Source organism: Pseudomonas sp. RGM2987 (assembly GCF_022952855.1).
In the GTDB taxonomy this organism is placed as follows: Bacteria; Pseudomonadota; Gammaproteobacteria; order Pseudomonadales; family Pseudomonadaceae; genus Aquipseudomonas.
Map to the genome: position 1 here is coordinate 55,667 of NZ_JALJDX010000204.1, position 22,060 is coordinate 77,726.

The 22,060-nt window shown below is 62.9% G+C and carries 18 protein-coding genes; 11 read left to right on the forward strand and 7 right to left on the reverse strand.

The features are described 5' to 3' along the window. Positions 1-2: 2 nt before the first annotated feature. From bioD to bioB, 5 genes are all read right to left on the reverse strand, one after another. Positions 3-683, reverse strand: coding sequence for a dethiobiotin synthase (bioD, locus tag RGM2987_RS16900; RefSeq protein WP_245143327.1), 681 nt, complete (start codon positions 681-683; stop codon positions 3-5). Next, positions 680-1,492 carry a malonyl-ACP O-methyltransferase BioC gene (gene bioC, locus RGM2987_RS16905; protein ID WP_245143330.1) on the reverse strand — a complete coding sequence of 271 codons (813 nt, stop codon included), beginning with the start codon at positions 1,490-1,492 and terminating at the stop codon, positions 680-682. The genes bioD and bioC overlap by 4 nt, the downstream gene beginning before the upstream one ends. Beyond that, on the reverse strand, positions 1,485-2,216 hold the full coding sequence (locus tag RGM2987_RS16910) for an alpha/beta fold hydrolase (RefSeq protein ID WP_245143332.1): 732 nt from the start codon (positions 2,214-2,216) through the stop codon (positions 1,485-1,487). The genes bioC and RGM2987_RS16910 overlap by 8 nt, the downstream gene beginning before the upstream one ends. Beyond that, the gene (gene bioF, locus RGM2987_RS16915) at positions 2,209-3,387 is read right to left on the reverse strand and encodes an 8-amino-7-oxononanoate synthase (protein WP_245143334.1); all 1,179 of its coding nucleotides are present in this window, start codon (positions 3,385-3,387) and stop codon (positions 2,209-2,211) included. The genes RGM2987_RS16910 and bioF overlap by 8 nt, the downstream gene beginning before the upstream one ends. Before the next feature lie 132 nt (positions 3,388-3,519). Beyond that, a complete protein-coding gene (gene bioB / locus RGM2987_RS16920; protein WP_024779415.1) occupies positions 3,520-4,575 on the reverse strand; it encodes a biotin synthase BioB in 1,056 nt (351 codons plus the stop codon). A 91-nt stretch (positions 4,576-4,666) separates the two neighbouring features. Between bioB and RGM2987_RS16925 the strand changes: the two genes are divergently transcribed. The 5 genes from RGM2987_RS16925 to rarD all read left to right on the forward strand — a co-directional run bounded on the left by RGM2987_RS16925 (position 4,667) and on the right by rarD (position 10,467). After that, positions 4,667-5,407: a ComF family protein gene (locus tag RGM2987_RS16925; RefSeq protein ID WP_245143337.1), complete on the forward strand. Its 741-nt coding sequence runs from the start codon at positions 4,667-4,669 to the stop codon at positions 5,405-5,407. 56 nt (positions 5,408-5,463) lie between these two features. After that, complete coding sequence (locus RGM2987_RS16930; protein WP_245143339.1) at positions 5,464-6,228, forward strand: TOBE domain-containing protein; 765 nt, start codon at positions 5,464-5,466, stop codon at positions 6,226-6,228. Between the two features lie 66 nt (positions 6,229-6,294). Then, positions 6,295-8,199 carry a PhoX family phosphatase gene (locus tag RGM2987_RS16935; protein WP_245143341.1) on the forward strand — a complete coding sequence of 635 codons (1,905 nt, stop codon included), beginning with the start codon at positions 6,295-6,297 and terminating at the stop codon, positions 8,197-8,199. A 198-nt stretch (positions 8,200-8,397) separates the two neighbouring features. Then, on the forward strand, positions 8,398-9,372 hold the full coding sequence (locus RGM2987_RS16940; RefSeq protein WP_245143374.1) for a serine/threonine protein kinase: 975 nt from the start codon (positions 8,398-8,400) through the stop codon (positions 9,370-9,372). Between the two features lie 207 nt (positions 9,373-9,579). Beyond that, the gene (gene rarD / locus RGM2987_RS16945) at positions 9,580-10,467 is read left to right on the forward strand and encodes an EamA family transporter RarD (RefSeq protein WP_245143376.1); all 888 of its coding nucleotides are present in this window, start codon (positions 9,580-9,582) and stop codon (positions 10,465-10,467) included. 217 nt (positions 10,468-10,684) lie between these two features. Here rarD and RGM2987_RS16950 read toward each other — a convergent pair whose 3' ends face one another. Next, entirely contained in the window at positions 10,685-11,203 is a 519-nt protein-coding gene (locus tag RGM2987_RS16950; protein ID WP_245143378.1) for an ACT domain-containing protein, read from the reverse strand. Positions 11,204-11,747: 544 nt separating this feature from the next. Here RGM2987_RS16950 and RGM2987_RS16955 point away from each other — a divergent pair. Beyond that, positions 11,748-13,925: a malate synthase G gene (locus tag RGM2987_RS16955; RefSeq protein WP_245143381.1), complete on the forward strand. Its 2,178-nt coding sequence runs from the start codon at positions 11,748-11,750 to the stop codon at positions 13,923-13,925. A 232-nt stretch (positions 13,926-14,157) separates the two neighbouring features. Here RGM2987_RS16955 and RGM2987_RS16960 read toward each other — a convergent pair whose 3' ends face one another. After that, positions 14,158-14,604 carry a response regulator gene (locus RGM2987_RS16960; protein ID WP_053126003.1) on the reverse strand — a complete coding sequence of 149 codons (447 nt, stop codon included), beginning with the start codon at positions 14,602-14,604 and terminating at the stop codon, positions 14,158-14,160. A gap of 259 nt (positions 14,605-14,863) precedes the next feature. On the opposite strand from RGM2987_RS16960, the gene RGM2987_RS16965 reads away from it, so the two are divergent. From RGM2987_RS16965 to RGM2987_RS16985, 5 genes are all read left to right on the forward strand, one after another. Next, positions 14,864-16,798, forward strand: a complete 1,935-nt coding sequence (locus RGM2987_RS16965) for a putative nucleotidyltransferase substrate binding domain-containing protein (RefSeq protein ID WP_245143384.1) — start codon at positions 14,864-14,866, stop codon at positions 16,796-16,798. After that, on the forward strand, positions 16,795-17,502 hold the full coding sequence (locus RGM2987_RS16970) for a 3'-5' exonuclease (RefSeq protein WP_245143386.1): 708 nt from the start codon (positions 16,795-16,797) through the stop codon (positions 17,500-17,502). Before RGM2987_RS16965 ends, RGM2987_RS16970 begins: the two co-directional genes overlap by 4 nt. Positions 17,503-17,734: 232 nt before the next feature. Next, positions 17,735-18,253, forward strand: a complete 519-nt coding sequence (locus tag RGM2987_RS16975; RefSeq protein WP_245143389.1) for an RNA polymerase sigma factor — start codon at positions 17,735-17,737, stop codon at positions 18,251-18,253. Then, positions 18,250-19,224 carry a FecR family protein gene (locus RGM2987_RS16980; protein WP_245143392.1) on the forward strand — a complete coding sequence of 325 codons (975 nt, stop codon included), beginning with the start codon at positions 18,250-18,252 and terminating at the stop codon, positions 19,222-19,224. Before RGM2987_RS16975 ends, RGM2987_RS16980 begins: the two co-directional genes overlap by 4 nt. A 297-nt stretch (positions 19,225-19,521) precedes the next feature. Continuing rightward, positions 19,522-21,960, forward strand: coding sequence for a TonB-dependent siderophore receptor (locus RGM2987_RS16985; protein WP_245143394.1), 2,439 nt, complete (start codon positions 19,522-19,524; stop codon positions 21,958-21,960). Positions 21,961-22,060: the final 100 nt, after the last annotated feature.

The following is a 22,060-nucleotide window of genomic DNA, read 5'->3' on the forward strand; positions in this document are numbered from 1 at the left end:
CCTTAATCGAGCAGTTCCAGGTGCAGATGACTGGCCACGGCTTCGGCGGTGACACCTTTGATTTTCGGTACTCTGCCCAGGCACGGCGCCGGCAGGCGTTCGGCCAGGGTGGCGAGGTTTTCTTCCAGACGCGAGGTCTTGGGGTCGATGATATTCGCCACCCAGCCGGCCAGTTGCAAACCGTCCCGGGCAATGGCTTCGGCGGTCAGCAGCGCATGACTGATGCACCCCAGGCGCACGCCCACCACCAGGATCACCGGCAAGCCCAGCGCCATGGCCAGGTCCGAGAGATTGTCCTGGTCGGCCAACGGGACACGCCAGCCACCGGCGCCCTCTATCAATGTGAAATCGGCTTGCAGGGCCAGCACTTCGCGCATCGGCCCGAGCAACGATTGCACGGTCAGCGCCACGCCGGCCTCGCGGGCCGCCAAGTGCGGCGCAATGGCCGGCTCGAACGCCACCGGGTTGACCTGGGCATAATCGAGCGGCACCGAACACTCGGCCAACAGCGCCAACGCATCGGCGTTACGCAGGCCCTTGGGGGTGATCTCGCAACCGGAAGCCACCGGCTTACCGGCCGCGGTACTCAAGCCGGCCAGGCGAGCGGCATGCAGCAGGCCGGTCGCGACGGTGGTCTTGCCGACGTCGGTGTCAGTGCCGGTAATGAAATAGGCCTGGCTCATAGCGGTTTCTCCAAAACGGCGTAGACCACCTGGTAGGTCGCCGGCAGTCCTTGTGCCTGACGAAACTGTTCATAGGCCTCGACGAGCGCCTTGATCCGCGCCCTGCCCGTCAATCCGCCGGGGCGACCGGGATTCAAGTTGTGCGCGCCCAGCGCTTTCAACTCGTGGGTCAGGCTGCGCACGTCGGGGTAGTGCAGCACATGTGGACGGTTTTCCAGGCAGATGAGATTCAGCCCGCTGGCCGCGCACAGTTGTTGATAGGTCTCGAACGCGCGGAAACGGTTGACGTGCACCAGGCCGTCTACCTGACGCCAGCTGTCGCGCAATTCGTACAGCGTGCCCACGCAAAGGCTGGTGAAGGCCAGCACTCCACCGGGTTTCAATACGCGATAGGCCTCGCTCAGCACCGAAGCAAACTCCGCGCACCACTGCACCGCCAGGCTGGAGAACACCAGGTCGCAGCTCGACGCCTGCACCGGCAGGCGCTCGGCATCGCCGGCGACAAAATGCGCAGCGCCACCCTGAGGGCGGGCGTGATTGAGCATGCCTTCGGCGATATCCAGCGCCAGGCCGTTCGCCGCGCCAAAGCGCGCACCCAGGGCCCGGGTGAAATAACCGGTGCCGCAGCCCAGGTCCATCCAACGCCCCGGCACAAACCCGGCAGGTAACCGCGCCAGTAATTGTTCACCCACGTTTCGCTGTAATTCGGCGACGCTGTCATAGCTGGCTGCCGCCCGGGAAAACGAGGCGGCCACTTGGCGTTTGTCGGGCAAGGCGCCGGGCAATGGGGGAACAGACAAATCAGTCATCACCGGACTCATGCAGAAAAGCCTGGATCGCCGCTGCCACACCGTGGGGGTCGTCCAGAAGGAATCCGTGGCCGGCCTGTTCGATCAGGCCGATTTCAACATCCGGCAACAACGCCAGCAAGTCACTCGCGGCCTCGGCCGGCACCAAGGCGTCCAACCCGGCGAACAGATGCAGCTGCGGACCGCGATAACTCTGCAATGCCGCGCGAGTGTCCAGTTGCGCCAGCACTTGCAGGCCGGCCATCAACACATCATCTGAACTTCCCGGCGCACCGGCCAGCAGCAGCCGCGACAAGCCGCGTGGGTCGCTGCAACCCTGGGCGCACAACAGGCTAAAACGCTTGAGGATCTGCCGTGGATCGGCGGCGCACCCGGCGAGGAACCCGTCGAAGGTCTCGCCGGCCATTGCGCTCGACCATTGTTCATGGGCGACGAACGACGCATTGCTCGCCAGCGTCAGCAAGCCGCAGCAGCGCTCGCCCCGGCGCGCCGCCAGCTCTGCGGCCAGCATGCCGCCCAGGGACCAGCCACCCAGCCAGGCGTCCTGGGGCACGCAAGCGTCCAGTTCGTCGAGCCATTGTTCAGGATCAGTGGACGCCAGCGCCGGCAACGGCTCGATTTCCACCCGCAGGTGCTCGTCCAGCCCTTGCAGCGCGGCGGCCAGCGGCTCCAGTGGTGAAATGCCCAAGCCCCAGCCGGGCAGCAATATCAATCGATCACGCATGGCTTGGCTCCGGTCCCAGTTGTGCGAAACATTCGGCCAGTGCATTCAACAATAGTTGCACCTGGGCTTCGCTATGGGCGGCGGTCAGGGTCACGCGCAAACGAGCGCTGCCGGCCGGCACCGTGGGTGGACGAATCGCGGTAACCATCAGCCCGCGCTCACGGAGCATCTGCGACAAACGCATCGCCCGCCCCGCGTCGCCGATCAGGATCGGTTGGATCGGCGTAAAGCTGTCCATCAACTGCAGACCAATCTGCTCGGCGCCTTGGCGGAACTGGCGGATCAATACCTGCAGATGCTCGCGCCGCCAATGCTCGCTGCGCAGCAGTTCGAGGCTCTTGAGGGTCGCGCAGGCCAGGGCCGGTGGCTGGCTGGTGGTGTAGATGTAGGGACGGGCGAACTGGATCAGGCTCTCGATCAACTCCTCGCTACCCGCAACGAAAGCCCCGGCGGTGCCGAACGCTTTGCCCAAGGTGCCCACCAGGACCGGCACATCATCCTGGCTCAAGCCGAAATGCTCGACGATCCCGCCACCATTGGCCCCCAACGGGCCGAAACCGTGGGCATCGTCGACCATCAGCCAGGCGCCCTTGGCCTTGGCTTCACGAGCCAGTGCCGGCAAGTCGGCGATATCACCATCCATGCTGAATACCCCGTCGGTGACCACCAAGGTATTGCCGGTGGCTTTTTCCAGGCGGCTGGCCAGGCTCTGGGCATCGTTGTGCAAGTAGCGGTTGAATCGCGCCCCGGACAACAGCCCGGCATCGAGCAATGAGGCGTGATTGAGGCGGTCTTCCAGCACCGTATCGCCCTGCCCCACCAGCGCGGTGACGGCGCCGAGGTTGGCCATGTAGCCGGTGGTGAACAGCAAGGCACGCGGACGACCGGTCAGCTCGGCCAGGGCCTCCTCCAAGGCGTGATGAGGACCGCTGTGACCAATCACCAGATGTGAAGCCCCGCCGCCGACGCCCCAGCGGGCCGCCCCGGCGCGCCAGGCCTCGATCACTTGCGGGTGATTGGCCAGGCCCAGGTAATCGTTGTTGCAGAACGCCAGCAACGGCTGACCGTCCACCACCACTTCCGGCCCTTGCGGGCTTTCGAGCAACGGGCGTTGGCGGTAGAGATTTTCGGCACGACGGGCAGCCAGGCGTGCGGCGAGATCGAAGGGCATGCAGGCCTCAGTGTAAACCGCTGTTCTGTGGGAGCGGGCTTGCTCGCGAAAGCGGTGTGTCAGTCAATATCTCTTTGCCTGACATACTGCTTTCGCGAGCAAGCCCGCTCCCACATTTGATTGTGTGTTAGCTCAGACGGCCGCGTTGTAGAACTGCTCGCTGCTCTTTTGCTCCACCAGCGCCTGCTCGATCGCCGCCTGGTGCACTTCGTCGGCATGTTCTTCACGGGCTTCAGGCTGGATTCCGAGGCGGGCGAACAACTGCATGTCCTTGTCGGCCTGTGGGTTGGCGGTGGTCAGCAGTTTGTCGCCGTAGAAAATCGAGTTCGCACCGGCCAGGAACGCCAGGGCCTGCATCTGCTCGTTCATCGCTTCACGACCGGCGGACAGGCGTACATGGGATTTGGGCATGAGGATCCGCGCCACCGCGAGCATGCGGATGAAATCGAACGGATCGACGTCCTCGGCGTTCTCCAGCGGCGTACCGGCGACCTTGACCAGCATGTTGATCGGCACCGACTCCGGATGCTCCGGCAGGTTCGCCAGTTGGATCAGCAGGTTGGCGCGATCGTCCAGGGACTCGCCCATGCCGAGGATGCCGCCGGAGCAGATCTTCATCCCGGAGTCACGCACGTAGGCCAGGGTTTGCAGACGCTCGCTGTAGGTGCGAGTGGTAATGATGCTGCCGTAGAATTCCGGCGAGGTGTCGAGGTTGTGGTTGTAGTAGTCCAGCCCGGCCTGGGCCAGCGCCTCGGTCTGTTCCTGGTCGAGACGGCCCAGGGTCATGCAGGTTTCCAGGCCCATGGCCTTCACGCCCTTGACCATTTCCAGCACGTAGGGCATGTCCTTGGCCGACGGGTGTTTCCAGGCCGCGCCCATGCAGAAGCGGGTGGAGCCGATGGCCTTGGCCCGTGCGGCTTCTTCCAGGACCTTCTGCACTTCCAGCAACTTCTCTTTATCCAGCCCGGTGTTGTAGTGGCCGGACTGCGGACAATATTTGCAATCTTCCGGGCAGGCGCCGGTCTTGATCGACAACAGGGTGGAAACCTGGACCCGGTTGGCGTCGAAATGCGCGCGGTGCACGGTCTGCGCCTGGAACAGCAGGTCATTGAAGGGCTGGACGAAGAGTGCTTTGACTTCGGCCAAAGACCAGTCATGACGCAGGTTGGCAGTGGTGCTGGCGCTCATGGGTATTTCCTTGATTATGCTTGGCTGGCGACTGGGGACACGCAATACCCACAGGCGCGACACGGATGTTCGGCATATTTAAGGAAGAGTCATGCGCTGTCAACCACGATACGAAGGTCCGGTTTACATCTGGTTAAAAAACAAACAACCCTGTCTTTTGTGCGGTGACGCTACCGATACGCCACAGCCGATCTGCACACCTTGTGAAAGCGAGTTGCCCTGGCTCGGCGACCAATGCAACGTCTGCGCCCTGCCATTGCCCATGGCCGGACTACGTTGTGGGCAATGCGCCACGCGGCCGCCGGCCTTCGAGCGGGTCCTTGCTCCCTGGGCCTATGACTTTCCCGTGGACAGCCTGATCACCCGCTTCAAGCATCAGGCGAAGTGGCCGCTGGGGCGGCTGATGGGCGAGCTGCTGGCGCAGGCATTGCAACACCAGTTCAATGAAGGGCTGGAACGGCCTGACGCATTGGTGCCGGTACCTTTGGCTGCCCGACGCTTGCGCCAGCGAGGTTTCAATCAGGCGGCGCTGATCGCTCGCTGGCTCAGCCGGCCACTGGAAATCCCCTGCGAAGAAAACCTGCTGCGGCGGGTCCAGGACACCCCGGCGCAACAGGCGCTCGACGCCCGGGCACGCCGTCGAAACCTGCGCCAGGCCTTTGCCCTGGCGCCCGGTGCCGACTTGCGCAAGCGTCACTTGGCGCTGGTGGACGACGTACTCACCACCGGCGCCACCGCCGAGGCGCTGGCTGGCCTGCTGCTCGACGCCGGCGCTGCACGCGTCGATGTCTACTGCCTGGCCCGCACGCCAAAAAACGGCGAGCCGGCTTGACGCACCGCGCCCAAGGCGCCAACGTCCGCGGATCAATCTCGTATGTAGTTTTAGCCATGTCATTGCCCACGCTCCTGACCCAACACATCGTCCGGCGCCCCCAACGCATCGCGCTGCTGCAACACATCGCCGAGCAGGGCTCGATCACCCGCGCCGCCAAGAGCGCGGGCCTGAGCTACAAGGCGGCCTGGGACGCCATCGATGAGTTGAACAACCTGGCGGACAGCCCCTTGGTGGAGCGCAGCATCGGCGGCAAGGGCGGTGGTGGCGCCAGGCTGTCGGACGAGGGGCAACGCGTGCTGCGTCTCTACCAGCGCTTGCAGACCTTGCAGGCGCAGTTGCTCGAAGCCAGCGAAGACGCCGGCGACCTGGGCCTGCTGGGTCGCCTGATGCTGCGCACCAGTGCGCGCAATCAACTGCATGGCAAGGTCCTGGAGATTCAAGCCCAGGGCCACAATGACCGGGTGCGCCTGGAGCTGGCCCGAGGCCTGGTCATCGAAGCGCGGATCACCCATGACAGCACCGTGCGCCTGGAACTTGGAATCGGCACCGACGTGGTTGCACTGATCAAGGCCGGCTGGCTGGAATTACACGCGCTCGAGGAGCCGGATACATCCGGGAACAACGTCCTGCAAGGCGTGATCGAGCACATCGCCGCTGCCGAGGACGGCCCCAGTGAAGTGCGCATCGGCCTGCCCAATGGCCAGACCCTGTGTGCCCTGGCCGACCCGCTCCAGTTGCGCAGCCGAAACCTGGCGACCGGCTCGGCGGTGCAAGTGCGGTTTTCCCCGACAAATGTATTGCTCGGCACCCAGTTGTAGCGGGTTGCAACAATAGTTTCATCGGCTCCCTTTAAGGTGACTGCCAAAACCAGCAGGGAGCCTGAAATGAGCCTATTAGAAGAAAACCAATCCACCGACCTGGAAAAAATCGTCGGCCTGAGCCGTCGTAGCTTCATCAGCGCCGGCGCCCTGTGCGGCGCGGCGATGTTCCTGGGCGGCAACCTGCTGAGCCGCAGCGTCCTCGCCGCCGCCGTGAGCGAAGGCAACAGCCGGCTGCTGGGCTTCAAGAGCATCGCTGCCGCGACGACCGACACCATCACCCTGCCGCCAGGCTACAAATCCTCGGTGCTGATCAGTTGGGGCCAGCCGCTGAAGAAAAATGCACCGGCCTTCGACCCCAGCGGCAACGGCACCGCCCGCGCCCAGGAAGTGCAGTTCGGCGACAACAACGACGGCATGAGCTTGTTCCCGTTCCCCGGCGACAACAATCGGGCGCTGATGGCGATCAACAACGAATACACCAATTACCGCTACCTCTTCCCCCACGGCGGCCAACCGCAATCGGCTGAAGACGTACACAAGGCCCAGGCCAGTGAGGGCGTGTCGGTGATTGAGGTCCAGCGTCGCCGTGGCGGCCAGTGGCAGTTCGTCCAGGAGTCGCGCTACAACCGGCGGATCCACGGCAACACGCCGATCCGCCTGCGCGGCCCGGCCGCCGGTCACGACCTGCTGAAAACCAGCGCCGACAAGAGCGGCAAGAAAGTGCTGGGGACGTTCCAGAACTGCGCCAACGGCATGACGCCGTGGGGCACTTACCTGACCTGCGAAGAGAACTTCACCGACTGCTTTGGCAGCAGCCAGTCCGACCTGCAGTTCGATGAAGCGCAAAAGCGCTACGGCGCCACCGTCACCAGTCGCGAGATCAACTGGCACCTGCACGATCCACGCTTCGACCTGGCGAAGAACCCCAACGAACTCAATCGCCACGGTTGGGTGGTGGAAATCGACCCGTTCGATCCGGACGCAACGCCAGTGAAACGTACCGCCCTGGGCCGCTTCAAACATGAAAACGCCGCCCTGGCGCAGACCAATGACGGTCGCGCCGTGGTGTACATGGGCGACGACGAGCGTGGCGAGTTCATCTACAAGTTCGTCAGCCGCGAGCGCATCAACCATCGCAATGCCAAGGCCAACCGCAACCTGCTGGACCATGGCACCTTGTACGTGGCGCGCTTCGATGCCGGCGACGGCAACCCGGACCATCCCAAAGGCAAGGGCCAGTGGATCGAGCTGACCCACGGCAAGAACGGTCTCGACGCCAGCAGCGGCTTCGCCGACCAGGCTGAAATCCTGATCCACGCACGCCTGGCCGCCAGTGCCGTCGGGGCCACGCGCATGGACCGTCCAGAGTGGATCGTGGTCAGCCCCAAGGACGGCCAGGTCTATTGCACCCTGACCAACAACTCCAAGCGTGGCGAAGACGGCCAACCGGTGGACGGGCCGAACCCACGGGCCAAGAACGTCTACGGCCAGATCCTGCGCTGGCGCACCGACCGCGACGACCACGCGTCCAAGACGTTCTCCTGGGACCTGTTCGTGGTCGCCGGCAACCCGACGGTGCACGCCGGCACGCCGAAAGCCGGTTCGTCCAACATCAATGCGCAAAACATGTTCAACAGCCCCGATGGCCTGGGCTTCGACAAGGCCGGCCGGTTGTGGATCCTCACCGATGGCGACTCCAGCAATGCGGGTGATTTCGCCGGCATGGGCAACAACCAGATGCTGTGTGCCGACCCCGACAGCGGTGAAATCCGCCGGTTCATGGTCGGGCCGGTGGGCTGCGAGGTAACCGGGATCAGCTTCGCCCCGGACCAGAAGGCCTTGTTCGTCGGGATCCAGCATCCAGGGGAAAACGGCGGCTCGACCTTCCCCGAGCATCTGCCCAACGGCAAGCCGCGCTCGTCGGTGATGGTGATTACCCGTGAGGATGGCGGGGTGATCGGCGCCTGAGTCATTCTTTGTGGCGAGGGAGCTTGCTCCCGCTTGAGCGCGCAGCGGTCATCATCAAGCATGCGACCGCTGCGCGGCCGAGCGGGAGCAAGCTCCCTCGCCACAGGACCCGGTCCAAGTCTGATCAATCAATTCAGACTGCTTTGCGCTACCATGCTGGGCCGGACGCGGCAGCCCTGCCGCTGCGCAGGAGTCAGCATGTCCCATCCGTTCGATACCCTTACCCCCGACCTGGTGCTCGATGCCGTTGAGAGCCTTGGCTTGCTCAGCGACGCCCGGGTGCTGGCCCTCAACAGCTATGAAAACCGGGTCTACCAGGTCGGCATCGAAGATGGCGAGCCGCTGATCGCCAAGTTCTATCGCCCGCAGCGCTGGACCGACGAAGCGATCCTGGAAGAACACCGCTTCACCTTCGAGCTGGCCGATTGCGAAGTCCCGGTGGTGGCGCCGCTGACCCATCACGACACGAGCCTGCATGAGCATGCCGGATTCCGCTTCACGCTGTTTCCCCGGCGCGGCGGCCGGGCGCCGGAGCCGGGTAACCTGGACCAGCTCTATCGCCTCGGGCAGTTGCTCGGGCGTCTGCATGCGGTGGGCGCCAGCCGTCCGTTCGAGCATCGCGAGGCCTTGGGCGTGAAGAACTTCGGTCACGATTCGCTGGCAACCGTGCTGCAAAGCGGTTTTGTCCCCCGCAGCCTGCTGCCGGCCTACGAATCGGTCGCACGTGACCTGCTCACGCGCGTCGAAGAGGTCTACGCCGCCACGCCCCACCAGAACATCCGCATGCACGGCGACTGCCACCCCGGCAACATGATGTGCCGCGACGAGGTATTCCACATCGTCGACCTGGACGACTGCCGCATGGGCCCGGCGGTGCAGGACCTGTGGATGATGCTCGCCGGCGACCGCCAGGAATGCCTCGGGCAATTATCCGAACTGATGGACGGCTACAGCGAGTTCCACGACTTCAACCCCCGCGAACTGGCCCTGATCGAACCCCTGCGTGCCCTGCGCCTGATGCACTACAGCGCCTGGCTGGCCCGACGCTGGGATGACCCGGCGTTCCCTCGCAGCTTCCCGTGGTTCGGCAACGAACGGTACTGGGGCGACCACATACTGGCGTTGCGCGAACAACTGGCGGCGCTCAATGAAGAGCCGTTGAAGCTGTTCTGACTCGGCCCAATTGTGACCTCCATGTGGGAGCGGGCTTGCTCGCGAAGACGGCGGTCCCTGCACAATGCATATTGACTGGCACACCGCTTTCGCGAGCAAGCCCGCTCCCACAGTTTTTTCACCGTACCCATCAAAAACCCTCACCCCACTACCAGACAAATCTCCTTACAATCACCCCTTTGTCAGCTGCCTAAGCAAGGATTCTGCATGCAAGCCGCCAACCCGCGTCGCGGGTACATCCTGGGCCTGAGTGCCTACATCATCTGGGGTCTGTTCCCGATCTATTTCAAAGCCATCGCCAGCGTGCCGGCCGTGGAAATCATCATCCACCGGGCGTTGTGGTCGGCGCTGTTCGGCGCGGCGCTGCTGATGGTCTGGAAACACCCGGGCTGGTGGCGCGAACTGCGGGACAATCCGCGTCGCTTCGCGATCCTGGCCCTGAGCGGCACGCTGATCGCGGCCAACTGGCTGATCTACGTCTGGGCGGTGAACAACGGCCGCATGCTCGAAGCGAGCCTGGGGTATTACATCAACCCGCTGGTGAACGTGTTGCTGGGGATGCTGATCCTTGGCGAGCGGCTGCGGCGCATGCAGTGGCTGGCCGTAGCGCTGGCGGCAGTCGGCGTGGCGCAGCAGGTCTGGCAAGTGGGTAGCTTGCCCTGGGTGTCGCTGGCATTGGCATTGACCTTCGGTTTCTACGGGCTGATCCGCAAACAGGCGCCGGTAAAAGCGCTGCCGGGGCTGGTAGTGGAAACGTGGATGCTGGTACCGATAGCCCTCGCCTGGTTGCTGCTCAACCCGACCGCCACCAGCGCCCAGGCGGCATTCTGGAGCACCTCCGAAGCCTGGTGGCTGGTGGCCGCCGGCCCGGTGACATTGGTCCCGCTGGTGTGTTTCAACGCCGCCGCACGGCATCTGCCCTACACCACTTTGGGTTTCTTGCAGTACATCGCACCGACCCTGGTGCTGATGCTCGCCGTGCTGTTGTTCGACGAGCACCTGTCGTCCAGCACCCTGGTGGCGTTCCTGTTCATCTGGGCCGGGCTTGCGGTGTACAGCGTCGATGCGGTGGTCAGCATGCGCCGGCGCACCTGATCAAAAAACGCACAAACCTTTACAGGCCACGCCGGGCGTGGCCTGCACTGATCCTTCCCAAGGTTATCCACAGCGTGATCCCCGCCGTTTGTGCACAAGCCCTTGAAAACTGGTGATTTTTTGACCATTGCTCGCCAAGGCACGGCGGGCTTGGGCTGGCGACGGGTCTCTACAGGTTATCCACAGGCAGGCGCAGGTTTTTCTTGGATAACCGTGGTCACGCTTCGTCGCTGAGCTTGAGCTCCACCATCAACTCGTCGGCCAAAGTTTCCAGACGCTCCTGCAAGGTGTCCAGGGAAAGACCCAGCGGCACACCCAGGATCGCTTCGGCGTGGAACAGCAGCTCGCTGCTCATCGGCGCCGGCCGCACATCGGTGACCAGTCGCTCGACATTGACCCCCTGCTCGCTGAGCAACCGGGTGATATCGCGCACGATACCGGGACGATCATTGCCCACCAGCTCCATGGCGATGGGTTTCCAATGGCAGGTTTCTTCCAGCGCACTTTCAGCGATCAACACGCGGATGCCGTGCGTCGACAACCCCTGCAAAGCTTCGATCAGTTCTTCATGAGCTTCAGCCGGGGCGCTGAGGCGCAGGATGCCGGCAAATTGTCCAGCCAGGTGCGACATGCGGCTTTCCAGCCAGTTACCGCCATGCTCGGCGATGCAATCGGCAATGCGCTCGACCTGCCCGGGCTTGTCCGGGGCGAAAACAGTGATGACCAAGTGGTCCATGGCGCAGCCCTCTTGTTGTGGGAAGCAAGAGTATAGGCAAGTCACTGCATCACGGCAGTCAGGCTTTTGTGGCGAGGGAGCTTGCTCCCGCTGGACCGGACTGGCGCTACGGGCGAAGCGCGACTCGACTTCTTGGGGCTACTGCGTAGCCCAGCGGGAGCAAGCTCCCTCGCCACGGAATGTGTACATCATGTAGATTTATCTGGAACATTCTGTTCATTTTTTGAGAACATCCCATACCTCGTCGTGACTGTACTCCTTTAGTCGGTCGCAGAACGACGCATTTAGTCTGATTTTCACAACCGCAACTGATCATGTAGTATGCCGCAGCGCGCACTACATAACGCAGGACCGATGTCTGCCAAGGCGCAGTCGCATCCCTGAAAAGCCCCGTCAGCAAGGCTTAAACGCCCTTGACAGGTCCCACCCAGCCGCCAGCGATGGCATGTACTGGTAACCGGGTTTGTGGTTTAAATGTCCCGAGGCTTCATTGTCAAAATCGAAGAGCTGAAAAGCGAAATAGCTGAGCAGAGTGAGGCAAGCAATGACTGAACACGTTCAAGTCGGTGGCCTTCGGGTCGCCAAAGTCCTGTTCGACTTCGTGAACAACGAAGCCATCCCCGGCACCGGTCTGACCGCCGACCAGTTCTGGGCCGGTGCCGACCAGGTCATCCACGACCTGGCGCCGAAGAACAAAGCCCTACTCGCCAAACGCGACGACTTCCAGGCGCGGATCGATGCCTGGCACCAGGCCCGTGCCGGCCAGGCCCATGACGCCGTGGCTTACAAAGCCTTCCTGCAAGACATTGGATACCTGCTGCCAGAAGCGGCGGATTTCCAGGCCACGACCCAAAATGTCGATGACGAAATCGCTCGTATGGCCGGCCCGCAGCTGGTAGTGCCGGTGATGAATGCCCGTTTCGCCCTCAACGCCTCGAACGCCCGCTGGGGTTCGTTGTACGACGCGTTGTATGGCACCGACGCCATCAGCGAAGCCGATGGCGCGGAAAAAGGCAAAGGCTACAACAAGGTTCGCGGCGATAAGGTCATCGCCTTCGCCCGCGCCTTCCTCGACGAAGCGGCCCCCCTCGCGGCCGGCTCCCACGTCGATTCCACCGCTTATAAAATCGTCGACGGCAAACTGGTGGTCGCCCTCAAGGGTGGCAGCAACAGCGGCCTGCGTGACGATGCGCAACTGGTGGGCTTCCAGGGCGATACCTCGGCACCGACCGCCGTGTTGCTCAAGCACAACGGCCTGCACTTCGAAATCCAGATCGATGCCAATACCCCGGTCGGCCAGACCGATGCCGCCGGTGTCAAAGACATCCTGATGGAAGCGGCGCTGACCACCATCATGGACTGCGAAGACTCGGTTGCCGCCGTCGATGCCGACGACAAAGTGCTGATCTACCGCAACTGGCTCGGCCTGATGAAGGGCGATCTGTCGGAAGAAGTCGCCAAGGGCGGCCAGACGTTTACCCGTACCATGAACCCCGACCGTGCGTATACCGCCGTCGATGGTTCGAGCCTGACCCTGCACGGCCGCTCGCTGCTGTTCGTGCGCAACGTCGGCCACCTGATGACCATCGACGCTATCCTCGACAAGGACGGTAACGAAGTGCCGGAAGGCATTCTCGATGGCCTGCTGACCAGCCTGGCGGCGATCCACAGCCTCAACGGCAACACGTCGCGACGCAACAGCCGCACCGGCTCGGTGTACATCGTCAAGCCGAAGATGCATGGCCCGGAGGAAGCCGCATTCACCAACGAGCTGTTCGGCCGCGTCGAAGACGTGTTGAACCTGCCGCGCAACACCCTCAAGGTCGGGATCATGGACGAGGAACGCCGTACCACGATCAACCTCAAGGCCTGCATCAAGGCCGCCAGCGAGCGCGTGGTGTTCATCAACACCGGCTTCCTGGACCGCACGGGCGACGAAATCCATACCTCCATGGAAGCCGGCCCGATGGTGCGCAAGGCCGACATGAAGGCCGAGAAGTGGATCGCCGCGTACGAAAACTGGAACGTCGACATCGGCCTGAGCACTGGTTTGCAAGGCCGCGCACAGATCGGCAAGGGCATGTGGGCCATGCCGGACCTGATGGCCGCGATGCTTGAACAGAAAATCGCCCATCCGCTGGCCGGTGCCAACACCGCCTGGGTGCCATCGCCAACCGCCGCTGCGCTGCACGCGCTGCATTACCACAAGGTCGACGTGTTCGCCCGCCAGGCCGAACTGGCCAAACGCGCCCGCGCTTCGGTGGACGACATCCTGACCATCCCGCTGGCCGTCAACCCGAACTGGACACCGGAGCAGATCAAGCACGAACTGGACAACAATGCCCAGGGTATCCTGGGTTATGTCGTGCGCTGGATCGACCAGGGCGTGGGCTGCTCGAAGGTGCCGGACATCAATGACATCGGCCTGATGGAAGACCGTGCCACGCTGCGTATTTCCAGCCAGCACATCGCCAACTGGCTGCGCCACGGCATCGTTACCCAGGACCAGGTGATGGAAAGCCTCAAGCGCATGGCGCCGGTGGTGGACCGTCAGAACGCCAGCGACCCGCTGTACCGCCCGCTGGCGCCGGACTTCGACAGCAACATCGCCTTCCAGGCGGCGGTCGAACTGGTGATCGAGGGCACCAAACAGCCCAACGGTTATACCGAGCCGGTGCTGCATCGTCGTCGTCGCCAGTTCAAGGCAACCAATGGGTTGTGATTGAACGGTAGCGTTAAAAAGGGCCCTGATCTTGCGATCAGGGCCCTTTTTATTCTTTGGGAAGATGACTCAGAGGCAACTCTTGTGGCGAGGGGATTTATCCCCGCTGGGTTGCGCAGCAACCCTAAAACCTGTCGCCTCGATGTTCGAACAAGTTGAATTCAATTCGTTGGGCTGCTTCGCAGCCAGCGGGGATAAATCCCCTCGCCACAGGTTTTTTTGCGAAAGGGACCTAGAGATCCATCCCCAACTCATGCTTGACCAGCCCCAGCAGCTTTTCGGTGTCGATGGGCTTGAGCAGGAAATCCACCACGCTCAGGTGCATGGCTTCGATGGCATCCTTCACGTCGGCATCACCGGACACGATGATGATCGGCAGCGCGGCCCGCTCCGACTCGCGCACCAGGCGCACCAGCTCCAGGCCATCGACGTTGCCCATGCGCAGATCGGTAATCAACAGACCGATGGAGGGTTTGGTTTCCAGCATCTTGAGCGCTGTTTCACCGCTGGCCGCGGTCATGCAGTGAATACCGTCCAGCGCCAGAATCTCCGACAGCAGCTCGCGGGCGTCCTTGTCGTCATCGACGATCAACACCCGTTGCGGCGGCAGGTCAGGCTCCAGCATGACGGCACTCAGCGCCTCGCGCTCGGCGTCACTCAAAATATCGTGGTCGGACATGATGCTCTCTACGTTCTTGAATCGATCCCCTGGCACAGTGGTCAGACATCGTCTCGCGGCGCTTCAATGTGCACTTCGTCGGATTTTTTTCCAAGGGCATTCCGCGACGATTTTGCATACACCGCGCGTAAGACTTTTTTCCTCATCGCGGGGCGATTGCCGCGACCTAGACTTACGTCCAATGGGCACCCCGTGCTCAGGGGCCGACCATGGGGGAACTGATCCGACCACAACAATTCGAAAAAGATTGCCTAATGTCATGAAAAAAGCGGACGCCTTCATCCAGGCAGGGAAAACCGCGGTGTTGCAAAACATCCAGGGGACGCTGCAATTTCTCCAACGCTTCCCCCCGTTCAACCAAATGGAAAATGCCCATCTGGCCTATCTGGTGGAGCAATGCCTGCTGCGCTTTTATGCCTCGGGCGAGAGCATCATCAAGCCGGCCGACGGCCCGGTGGAACACTTCTACATCGTCAAGCAGGGCCGGGTGGTGGGTGAGCGTCCGCACACGGCCAAGGGCGGCACCGAAACCACCTTCGAAATCACCACCGGCGAATGCTTTCCCCTCGCCGCACTGCTGGGCGAGCGCGCCACCCGCACCGAGCACCTGGCCGGCGAAGACACGTTCTGCCTGCAACTGAACAAGCAAGCGTTCATCAAGCTGTTCGCCCTGTCCGGGCCATTTCGCGATTTCGCCCTGCGCGGGGTCAGCAGCCTGCTCGACCAGGTCAACCAACAGGTCCAGCAGAAGTCCGCCCAGGCGCTGGGCACGCAGTATTCCCTCAATACCCGGCTGGGTGAGCTGGCGATGCGTCATCCGGTGAGTTGCAGCCCTGTCACGCCGTTGCGCGAAGCCGTGAAGCTGATGCATGAGCAACAGGTGGGGAGCATCGTGGTGGTGAACGAGCAGAAGGCGCCGGTAGGGATTTTCACCCTGCGCGACCTGCGGCAGGTGGTGGCCGACGGCTCAGGGGACTTTTCCCAGGCCATCGCGGCGCACATGACCCAGGCACCGTTTTTTCTTTCGCCGGACCACAGCGCCTTCGACGCCGCCATTGCCATGACCGAGCGTCACATCGCCCACGTCTGCCTGGTCAAGGATCAGCGCTTGTGTGGCGTGGTGTCCGAACGCGATCTGTTCTCCCTGCAGCGAGTCGACCTGGTACACCTGGCCCGGACCATTCGCAGCGCCCCGAGGGTAGAAAACCTGGTGACCCTGCGCGGCGAGATCGGCCAACTGGTTGAGCGCATGCTGGCCCACGGCGCATCATCGACCCAGATCACCCACATCATCACCCTGCTCAACGATCACACCGTGTGCCGGGTCATCGAGTTGACCCTGGCCGACAAGGGCGACCCGGGCGTGCCCTTCAGCTGGTTGTGTTTCGGCAGTGAAGGCCGGCGTGAGCAAACCCTGCACACCGACCAGGACAACGGCATCCTGTTCGAAGCCCGGGACGCGGCCCACGCGGCGCAGATTCGCGGCTTGCTGCTGCCCATCGCCCAGCAGATCAACCAGAGCCTGGCGCTGTGCGGCTTCACGCTGTGCAAGGGCAACATCATGGCCGGCAACCCCGAGCTGTGCCTGTCCCGCGCGGAATGGGCCCGACGTTTTGCGGCGTTCATCCGGGAAGCCACTCCGGAAAACCTGCTGGGCTCGAGCATTTATTTCGACCTGCGGGTGGTCTGGGGCGACGAGCATGGGTGCGAGCAACTGCGCCAGCAGATTCTCCAGCAGGTGGGCGATAACCGCTTGTTCCAACGGATGATGGCCGACAATGCACTGCGCCATCGTCCGCCGGTGGGTCGTTTCAGGGAGTTCGTGCTGAGCCGCAAGAACGGCGAGAAAGCCACACTGGATTTGAAAGTCCAGGGCCTGACGCCTTTCGTCGACGGTGCCCGCTTGCTGGCACTGGCCAACGGCATCAAAGCCAACAATACCCTGGAGCGTTTGCGGCAACTGGTCGCCAAGCAAGTGATCGAACCGCTGGACGGGGCCGCGTATGAAGAGGCCTATCACTTCATCCAACAGACCCGCATGCAACAGCATCAATTGCAGACCCGTGAGAACCTACCCTATTCCAATCGGGTCGACCCCGACAGCCTGAACCATCTGGACCGACGCATCCTGCGCGAATCCCTGCGCCAGGCCCAACGCCTGCAAAGCAGCCTGACGCTGAGGTATCAGCTGTGAAGCTGTTTTCCTGGTTGCGTGCGGCCCAGCCAGCGTTGCCCGATGCGTTGCAACAACGCCTGGAACGGCTGCCGGCGCCTTCACCGCTGCGTGAATGCAGCCTGCGGGACCAGCGCTGGGTGGTGCTGGACCTGGAAACCACCGGGCTGAACCTGAACAAGGATCAAGTGTTGTCCATCGGCGCAGTGGTCATCGAGGACGGCGCCATCGACTTCAGCCAGCAATTTGAACGAACGTTGCAATGCGACAAGCAGAAGCTCGGGCCAAGCGTGTTGATTCACGGCCTGGCGCCGAGTGCCATCGCCGCCGGCAGTCATCCGGCCGAGGCGCTGCTGGCGTTCATGGAGTTCGTCGGCGACAGCCCACTGCTGGCGTTCCACTCGCCCTTCGACTCCCACATGCTCGGGCGTGCGCTCAAGGATTACCTGGGCTATCGCTTGCAGCACACGTTCCTGGACGTGGCGGATCTGGCACCGATGCTCTGCCCCCAGGCCGGCCTGCGCAAAGCGGGGCTGGACGACTGGATCGGCTGGTTCAAGCTTGAGGTGCAGGAGCGCCACAACGCCAGCGCCGACGCCCTGGCTACAGCAGAGCTGGCGCTGATCCTGTTCAGCCGCGCCCGCCAGCAACAGATCGACAGCGCGCTGGAACTGCAACAGCGCCTGGGCCAGTGGAAGCGGCGGCAGCAGGCGCCTTCGATTTGATTCGAAATCTGAACACAAAGCTTTTGTGGGAGCGGGCTTGCCCGCGAAAGCGGTGGATCAGCTTGCATTGATGTCGGATGTGCAGCCGTCTTCGCGAGCAAGCCCGCTCCCACAGGGGTTCTGCTTTTATTCAAGGTCACCACGTCGCCCGACCAGCGCCAATTGCTTTCCCTCCCTGCTCTCTGACACAATCGCGAACAATTCTCGTTACTTAAAACATCGGTGATGCTCCGTGTCGTCAGTCCCAAGTCCCCACAGTGATCTGGTTGGTGCGTTGTACCGTGACCATCGCACGTGGCTGTTGGCATGGTTGCGGCGCAATGTGGCCTGTGCACAAAAGGCCGAGGATTTGAGCCAGGATACCTTCGTGCGCCTGCTGGGCCGCGACGAGCTCAAGACGCCCCGCGAGCCTCGGGCATTCCTGGTGGCGATCGCCAAGGGCCTGCTGTTCGACTACTTCCGTCGGGCGGCGCTGGAACAGGCGTATCTCACCGAACTGATGCTGATCCCCGAAGCCGAGCAGCCCTCGGTGGAAGACCAGCAGATGATCCTCGAAGACCTCAAGAACATTGATCGGCTGCTGGGCAAACTGTCGAGCAAGGCCCGCGCAGCCTTTCTCTATAACCGCCTGGATGGCCTCGGCCACGCCGAAATCGCCCAGCGCCTGGGGGTGTCGGTGCCGCGGGTACGGCAGTATCTGGCCCAGGGCATCCGTCAGTGCTACATCGCGTTGTACGGTGAGCCGACATGAGCCCGATCCCTTCTAAACCGGTCTCGGCCCGCGTGCTGGATGCAGCGATTGCCTGGCAGTTGGCGCTGGACTCGGGCAGCCCCCGGGAACGTGAAGCCTTCGCCCAATGGCACGCCGCCGATGAAGAACACGCTCGTGCCTGGCGGCAACTGGGCATGCTTGACCAACGCTTCAGCGTTGCCAATGGGCCGGCGCGGGCTGCGCTGCTGCAATCGCGGGCCGGCATTCGCCGCCGACTGCGTAAGATCGGCAGTGGCCTGGCAAGCGTGGTCGCGGTCATCGGCCTGGCGCTGTTCGCCGGGGAGCGTTACCTGCCGCTGGACTACTGGCTGGCCGACCAGCGCACCGCCACCGGCGAGCAACGCACCCTGCGGCTGGCCGACGGCACGTTGATCAACCTCAATACCCACAGTGCCCTGGACGTTCGTTTCGATGACAAGCAGCGGCGAATCGTCCTGCAGGAAGGCGAGATCCTGGTGCAGACCGGCCACAACGATCCGCGGCCGTTCATCGTCGAAACCCGCGAAGGCCGCATGCGCGCGCTGGGCACGCGGTTTCTGGTCAAGCGCGAGGAGGAAGGCACGCGCCTGAGCGTGCTGCAATCCGCCGTGGCGGCCCATCCCCAGGCGAGCGACGCCGAACAGATCCTGCGCGAAGGCCAGCAGGTGCTGATGCGCCGCGATGGCCTCGGCCCGACGCTGGCGCTGAACCCCGGCGCCGATGCCTGGACCCGCGGCATGCTGGTGGTGGACAACGCCCGCCTCGAAGACCTGGTGCATGAACTCGGGCGCTACCGTCGTGGTTACCTGGGCGTCGAGCCAAAGGTCGCGGACCTGCGCATCACCGGCAGCTTCCCGCTGCACGACACCGACCTCGCCCTGACGGCGCTGCTGCCGACCTTGCCGGTGCAGGTCGAGCATCATACGAGGTGGTGGGTGGTGGTGGGGCCGAAGGGCGAGGCCAAGCCCTGACCGAAGGTGTGTCAGATAAGCCGCCTTCGCGAGCAAGCCCGCTCCCACAGGGGGATTGTCTTTGCCCACACATTTTGTGTTCGCTGAGGATCCAGTGTGGGAGCGGGCTTGCTCGCGAAGAGGATGTCACGATCGTTCCCACGCTCCGCGTGGGGACGCCTCAACGGAAGCTCCGCGTTCGGCTTTTGCCACCCAATCCCATGCTGAATCTAAATTATTTTCATCCACCCCTATCACTTTTCTATTTTCATCCGGCACCCAGGCAATTGAGAAATATTTCCATTCAGGAGCCGCCGTATGTCCCGCCCGCTAGACACCCTGTTGCGCCCCAGCCTGTTGGCCCTCGCCATTGCCTTTGCCATGCCGTTGAGCAGCGGTCCGCTACTGGCGGCCGAACAGGCCTCGAATGTGCGCGCCTACAGCCTGCCCGCCGCGCCACTGGCCAGCACCCTGAACCAGATCGCCAGCCAGGCCGGCCTCGCCCTGAGCCTGGAACCGTCCCTGGCCTCAGGCAAGACCTCGGCACCGGTCCAAGGCCAGTTCGACGCCACCGGCGCGTTGCGTGAAGCCCTGCGTGGCACCGGCCTGCAACTGCAGCAAAGCAGCGCCGGCACCTACAGTCTGGTGGCCGTGCCCGAGGGCGTCATGGCCCTGCCGGAAACCAGCGTGATTGGTGCCGGCATCAGCGAAAGCGCCTGGGGCCCGACCGACAGTTATGTCGCCACCCGCACCGCCGCCGGCACCAAGACCGACACGCCAATCGTCGAGTTGCCACGCTCGGTCTCGGTGGTGACGCGCCAGCAGATGGAAGAACGCTCCGTGCTCAACCTCAACGATGCCCTGCGCTACACCGCCGGCGTACAAAGCAGCGGCTACGGCTCGGACTCGCGCAACGACTGGCTGCTGGTGCGTGGCTTCGTACCGACCCAGTTCCTTGATGGCCTGCCGCTGCCCAAGGGCAACTACATCACGCCGAAAATCGAGCCGTGGAACCTTGAGCGCATCGCCGTGTTGCGCGGCCCGGCCTCCTCGGTCTACGGCCAGACGCCTCCCGGCGGCATGCTGGACATGGTCAGCCGCCGCCCCGAGGCCGAGAGCAGCCACGAAGTGGAGTTGCAGGCCGGCAGCTATGAACACAAGCAGATCAACTTCGACAGCACCGGCAAGGTCGATGACGAAGGTCAGTTTCTCTATCGGCTCAGCGGTACCGTGCGCGACAGCAACGCCCAGGTCGATCACATTCCAGATAAGCGCTACAACCTCGCGCCGAGCCTGACCTGGAACATCAACGACGACACCCGTCTGACCTTGCTGTCGCAATACACCCGCGACGACACCGGGATTACCGGGCAATTCCTGCCGCTGCAAGGCACCAAGCTGGCGTCGCCGGCGGGCAGGATCTCCCACCACAAGAACCTCGGTGACCCGGACTGGGAGTTCTACGATCGCACCTACTACGCACTGGGCTATGCGTTCGAGCACCGTTTCAACGACACCTGGCAGTTCCGCCAGAACCTGCGCTACACCAAGAGCGACCTGGAAACCCAGGGCATCTCCGCCGGCGGGCAATTCTGGCCGGCGGGGCCTGAGGAAGCGGTGAGCGCCGATGGCACCGTCAAGCGCAGTGCCAGTGTCATTGACGAAGACATCAGCCAGTTCGCCGTGGACAACAACTTCCAGGCCGACTTCCAGACCGGCGCCCTTAGCCACACCCTGCTGCTGGGCCTGGATCACCAACGCTCCAATAGCAATTCGCGTTGGGATTGGGGCTCGACCGGTGTGCCCACCAGCAACATCCACCACCCGATTTACGGACAGGATTTCTCCAACGTCCAGTACTTCACCATGTACGACTACAACCAGAAAACCCAGCAGACCGGGCTCTATGTGCAAGACCAGATCGCTCTGGACAACTGGCGCCTGACCCTCGGTGGACGGGAAGACTGGATTCACACCGGCACTGTGTTCCACAACCAGAACGATGCGACCAATACCCAGCGCGACAAGAAATTCAGCGGCAACGCAGCGCTGAGCTATGTCTTCGATAACGGCGTGACGCCGTACATTTCCTTCGCCCAGTCGTTCCAGGCGGCGGCCGGTACGCTGGTCAACAGCACCGACGCGTTCAAGCCGACCGAAGGCGAACAGTACGAAGCCGGCATCAAGTATCAGCCGCCCGGCACCAAGACTTTGCTCACGGCAGCGGTGTTCGACCTGACGCAGAAAAACAACGCCGTTGCTGAAAACAACATCACCCGCCAAGTCGGCGAAGTGCAGGTGCGGGGCCTGGAGCTGGAGGCCTCGGGCGAGGTCACCGACAACCTGAAGCTCATCGGCTCCTACACCTACAACGACAGCGAAATCACCAAGGGCACCGCGGCGGAGAAAGGCAAGCGCATGGCCCAGGTGCCGCGCAACCAGGCCACCGCGTGGGCTGACTACACCTGGCACAACGGCCCACTCGACGGCTTCGGCGTGGGCGCAGGCGTGCGCTACGTCGACGACACCTATGGCAACACTACCAACACCGATTGGGGGCATGTCGGTTCCTACACCATCTACGACGCATCGGCCCATTACGAGCTGGGACGCCTGAGCAATTCGCTCAAGGGCGTGTCGGTGGCGGTGGATGCCAAGAACGTGTTCAACAAGGATTACCTGTCCACCTGTGATGGCTTCTACTGCTACTACGGCGACCAGCGCAGTGTCGTCGCCAGTGTGAATTACAAGTGGTAGGGATTAGCAGCGTGAAATTTTGAGCTACCTGAGGCCTGCCGGCTGAATGGAACCCTTGTGGGAGCGGGCTTGCTCGCGAAAGCGGCGTAACAGTCAACAT

Bases quoted from the DNA above. Each gene is read 5' to 3' on its own strand.
- RGM2987_RS16980 (WP_245143392.1), top strand. From the start codon at position 18,250: ATGAGCCCGATCCCTTCTAAACCGGTCTCGGCCCGCGTGCTGGATGCA.
- bioB (WP_024779415.1), bottom strand. From the start codon at position 4,575: ATGAGCGCCAGCACCACTGCCAACCTGCGTCATGACTGGTCTTTGGCC.
- RGM2987_RS16985 (WP_245143394.1), top strand. From the start codon at position 19,522: ATGTCCCGCCCGCTAGACACCCTGTTGCGCCCCAGCCTGTTGGCCCTC.
- RGM2987_RS16950 (WP_245143378.1), bottom strand. From the start codon at position 11,203: ATGGACCACTTGGTCATCACTGTTTTCGCCCCGGACAAGCCCGGGCAG.
- bioD (WP_245143327.1), bottom strand. From the start codon at position 683: ATGAGCCAGGCCTATTTCATTACCGGCACTGACACCGACGTCGGCAAG.
- RGM2987_RS16925 (WP_245143337.1), top strand. From the start codon at position 4,667: ATGCGCTGTCAACCACGATACGAAGGTCCGGTTTACATCTGGTTAAAA.
- RGM2987_RS16910 (WP_245143332.1), bottom strand. From the start codon at position 2,216: ATGCGTGATCGATTGATATTGCTGCCCGGCTGGGGCTTGGGCATTTCA.
- RGM2987_RS16930 (WP_245143339.1), top strand. From the start codon at position 5,464: ATGTCATTGCCCACGCTCCTGACCCAACACATCGTCCGGCGCCCCCAA.
- bioF (WP_245143334.1), bottom strand. From the start codon at position 3,387: ATGCCCTTCGATCTCGCCGCACGCCTGGCTGCCCGTCGTGCCGAAAAT.
- bioC (WP_245143330.1), bottom strand. From the start codon at position 1,492: ATGACTGATTTGTCTGTTCCCCCATTGCCCGGCGCCTTGCCCGACAAA.
- RGM2987_RS16955 (WP_245143381.1), top strand. From the start codon at position 11,748: ATGACTGAACACGTTCAAGTCGGTGGCCTTCGGGTCGCCAAAGTCCTG.
- RGM2987_RS16940 (WP_245143374.1), top strand. From the start codon at position 8,398: ATGTCCCATCCGTTCGATACCCTTACCCCCGACCTGGTGCTCGATGCC.
- RGM2987_RS16965 (WP_245143384.1), top strand. From the start codon at position 14,864: ATGAAAAAAGCGGACGCCTTCATCCAGGCAGGGAAAACCGCGGTGTTG.
- RGM2987_RS16935 (WP_245143341.1), top strand. From the start codon at position 6,295: ATGAGCCTATTAGAAGAAAACCAATCCACCGACCTGGAAAAAATCGTC.
- RGM2987_RS16960 (WP_053126003.1), bottom strand. From the start codon at position 14,604: ATGTCCGACCACGATATTTTGAGTGACGCCGAGCGCGAGGCGCTGAGT.
- rarD (WP_245143376.1), top strand. From the start codon at position 9,580: ATGCAAGCCGCCAACCCGCGTCGCGGGTACATCCTGGGCCTGAGTGCC.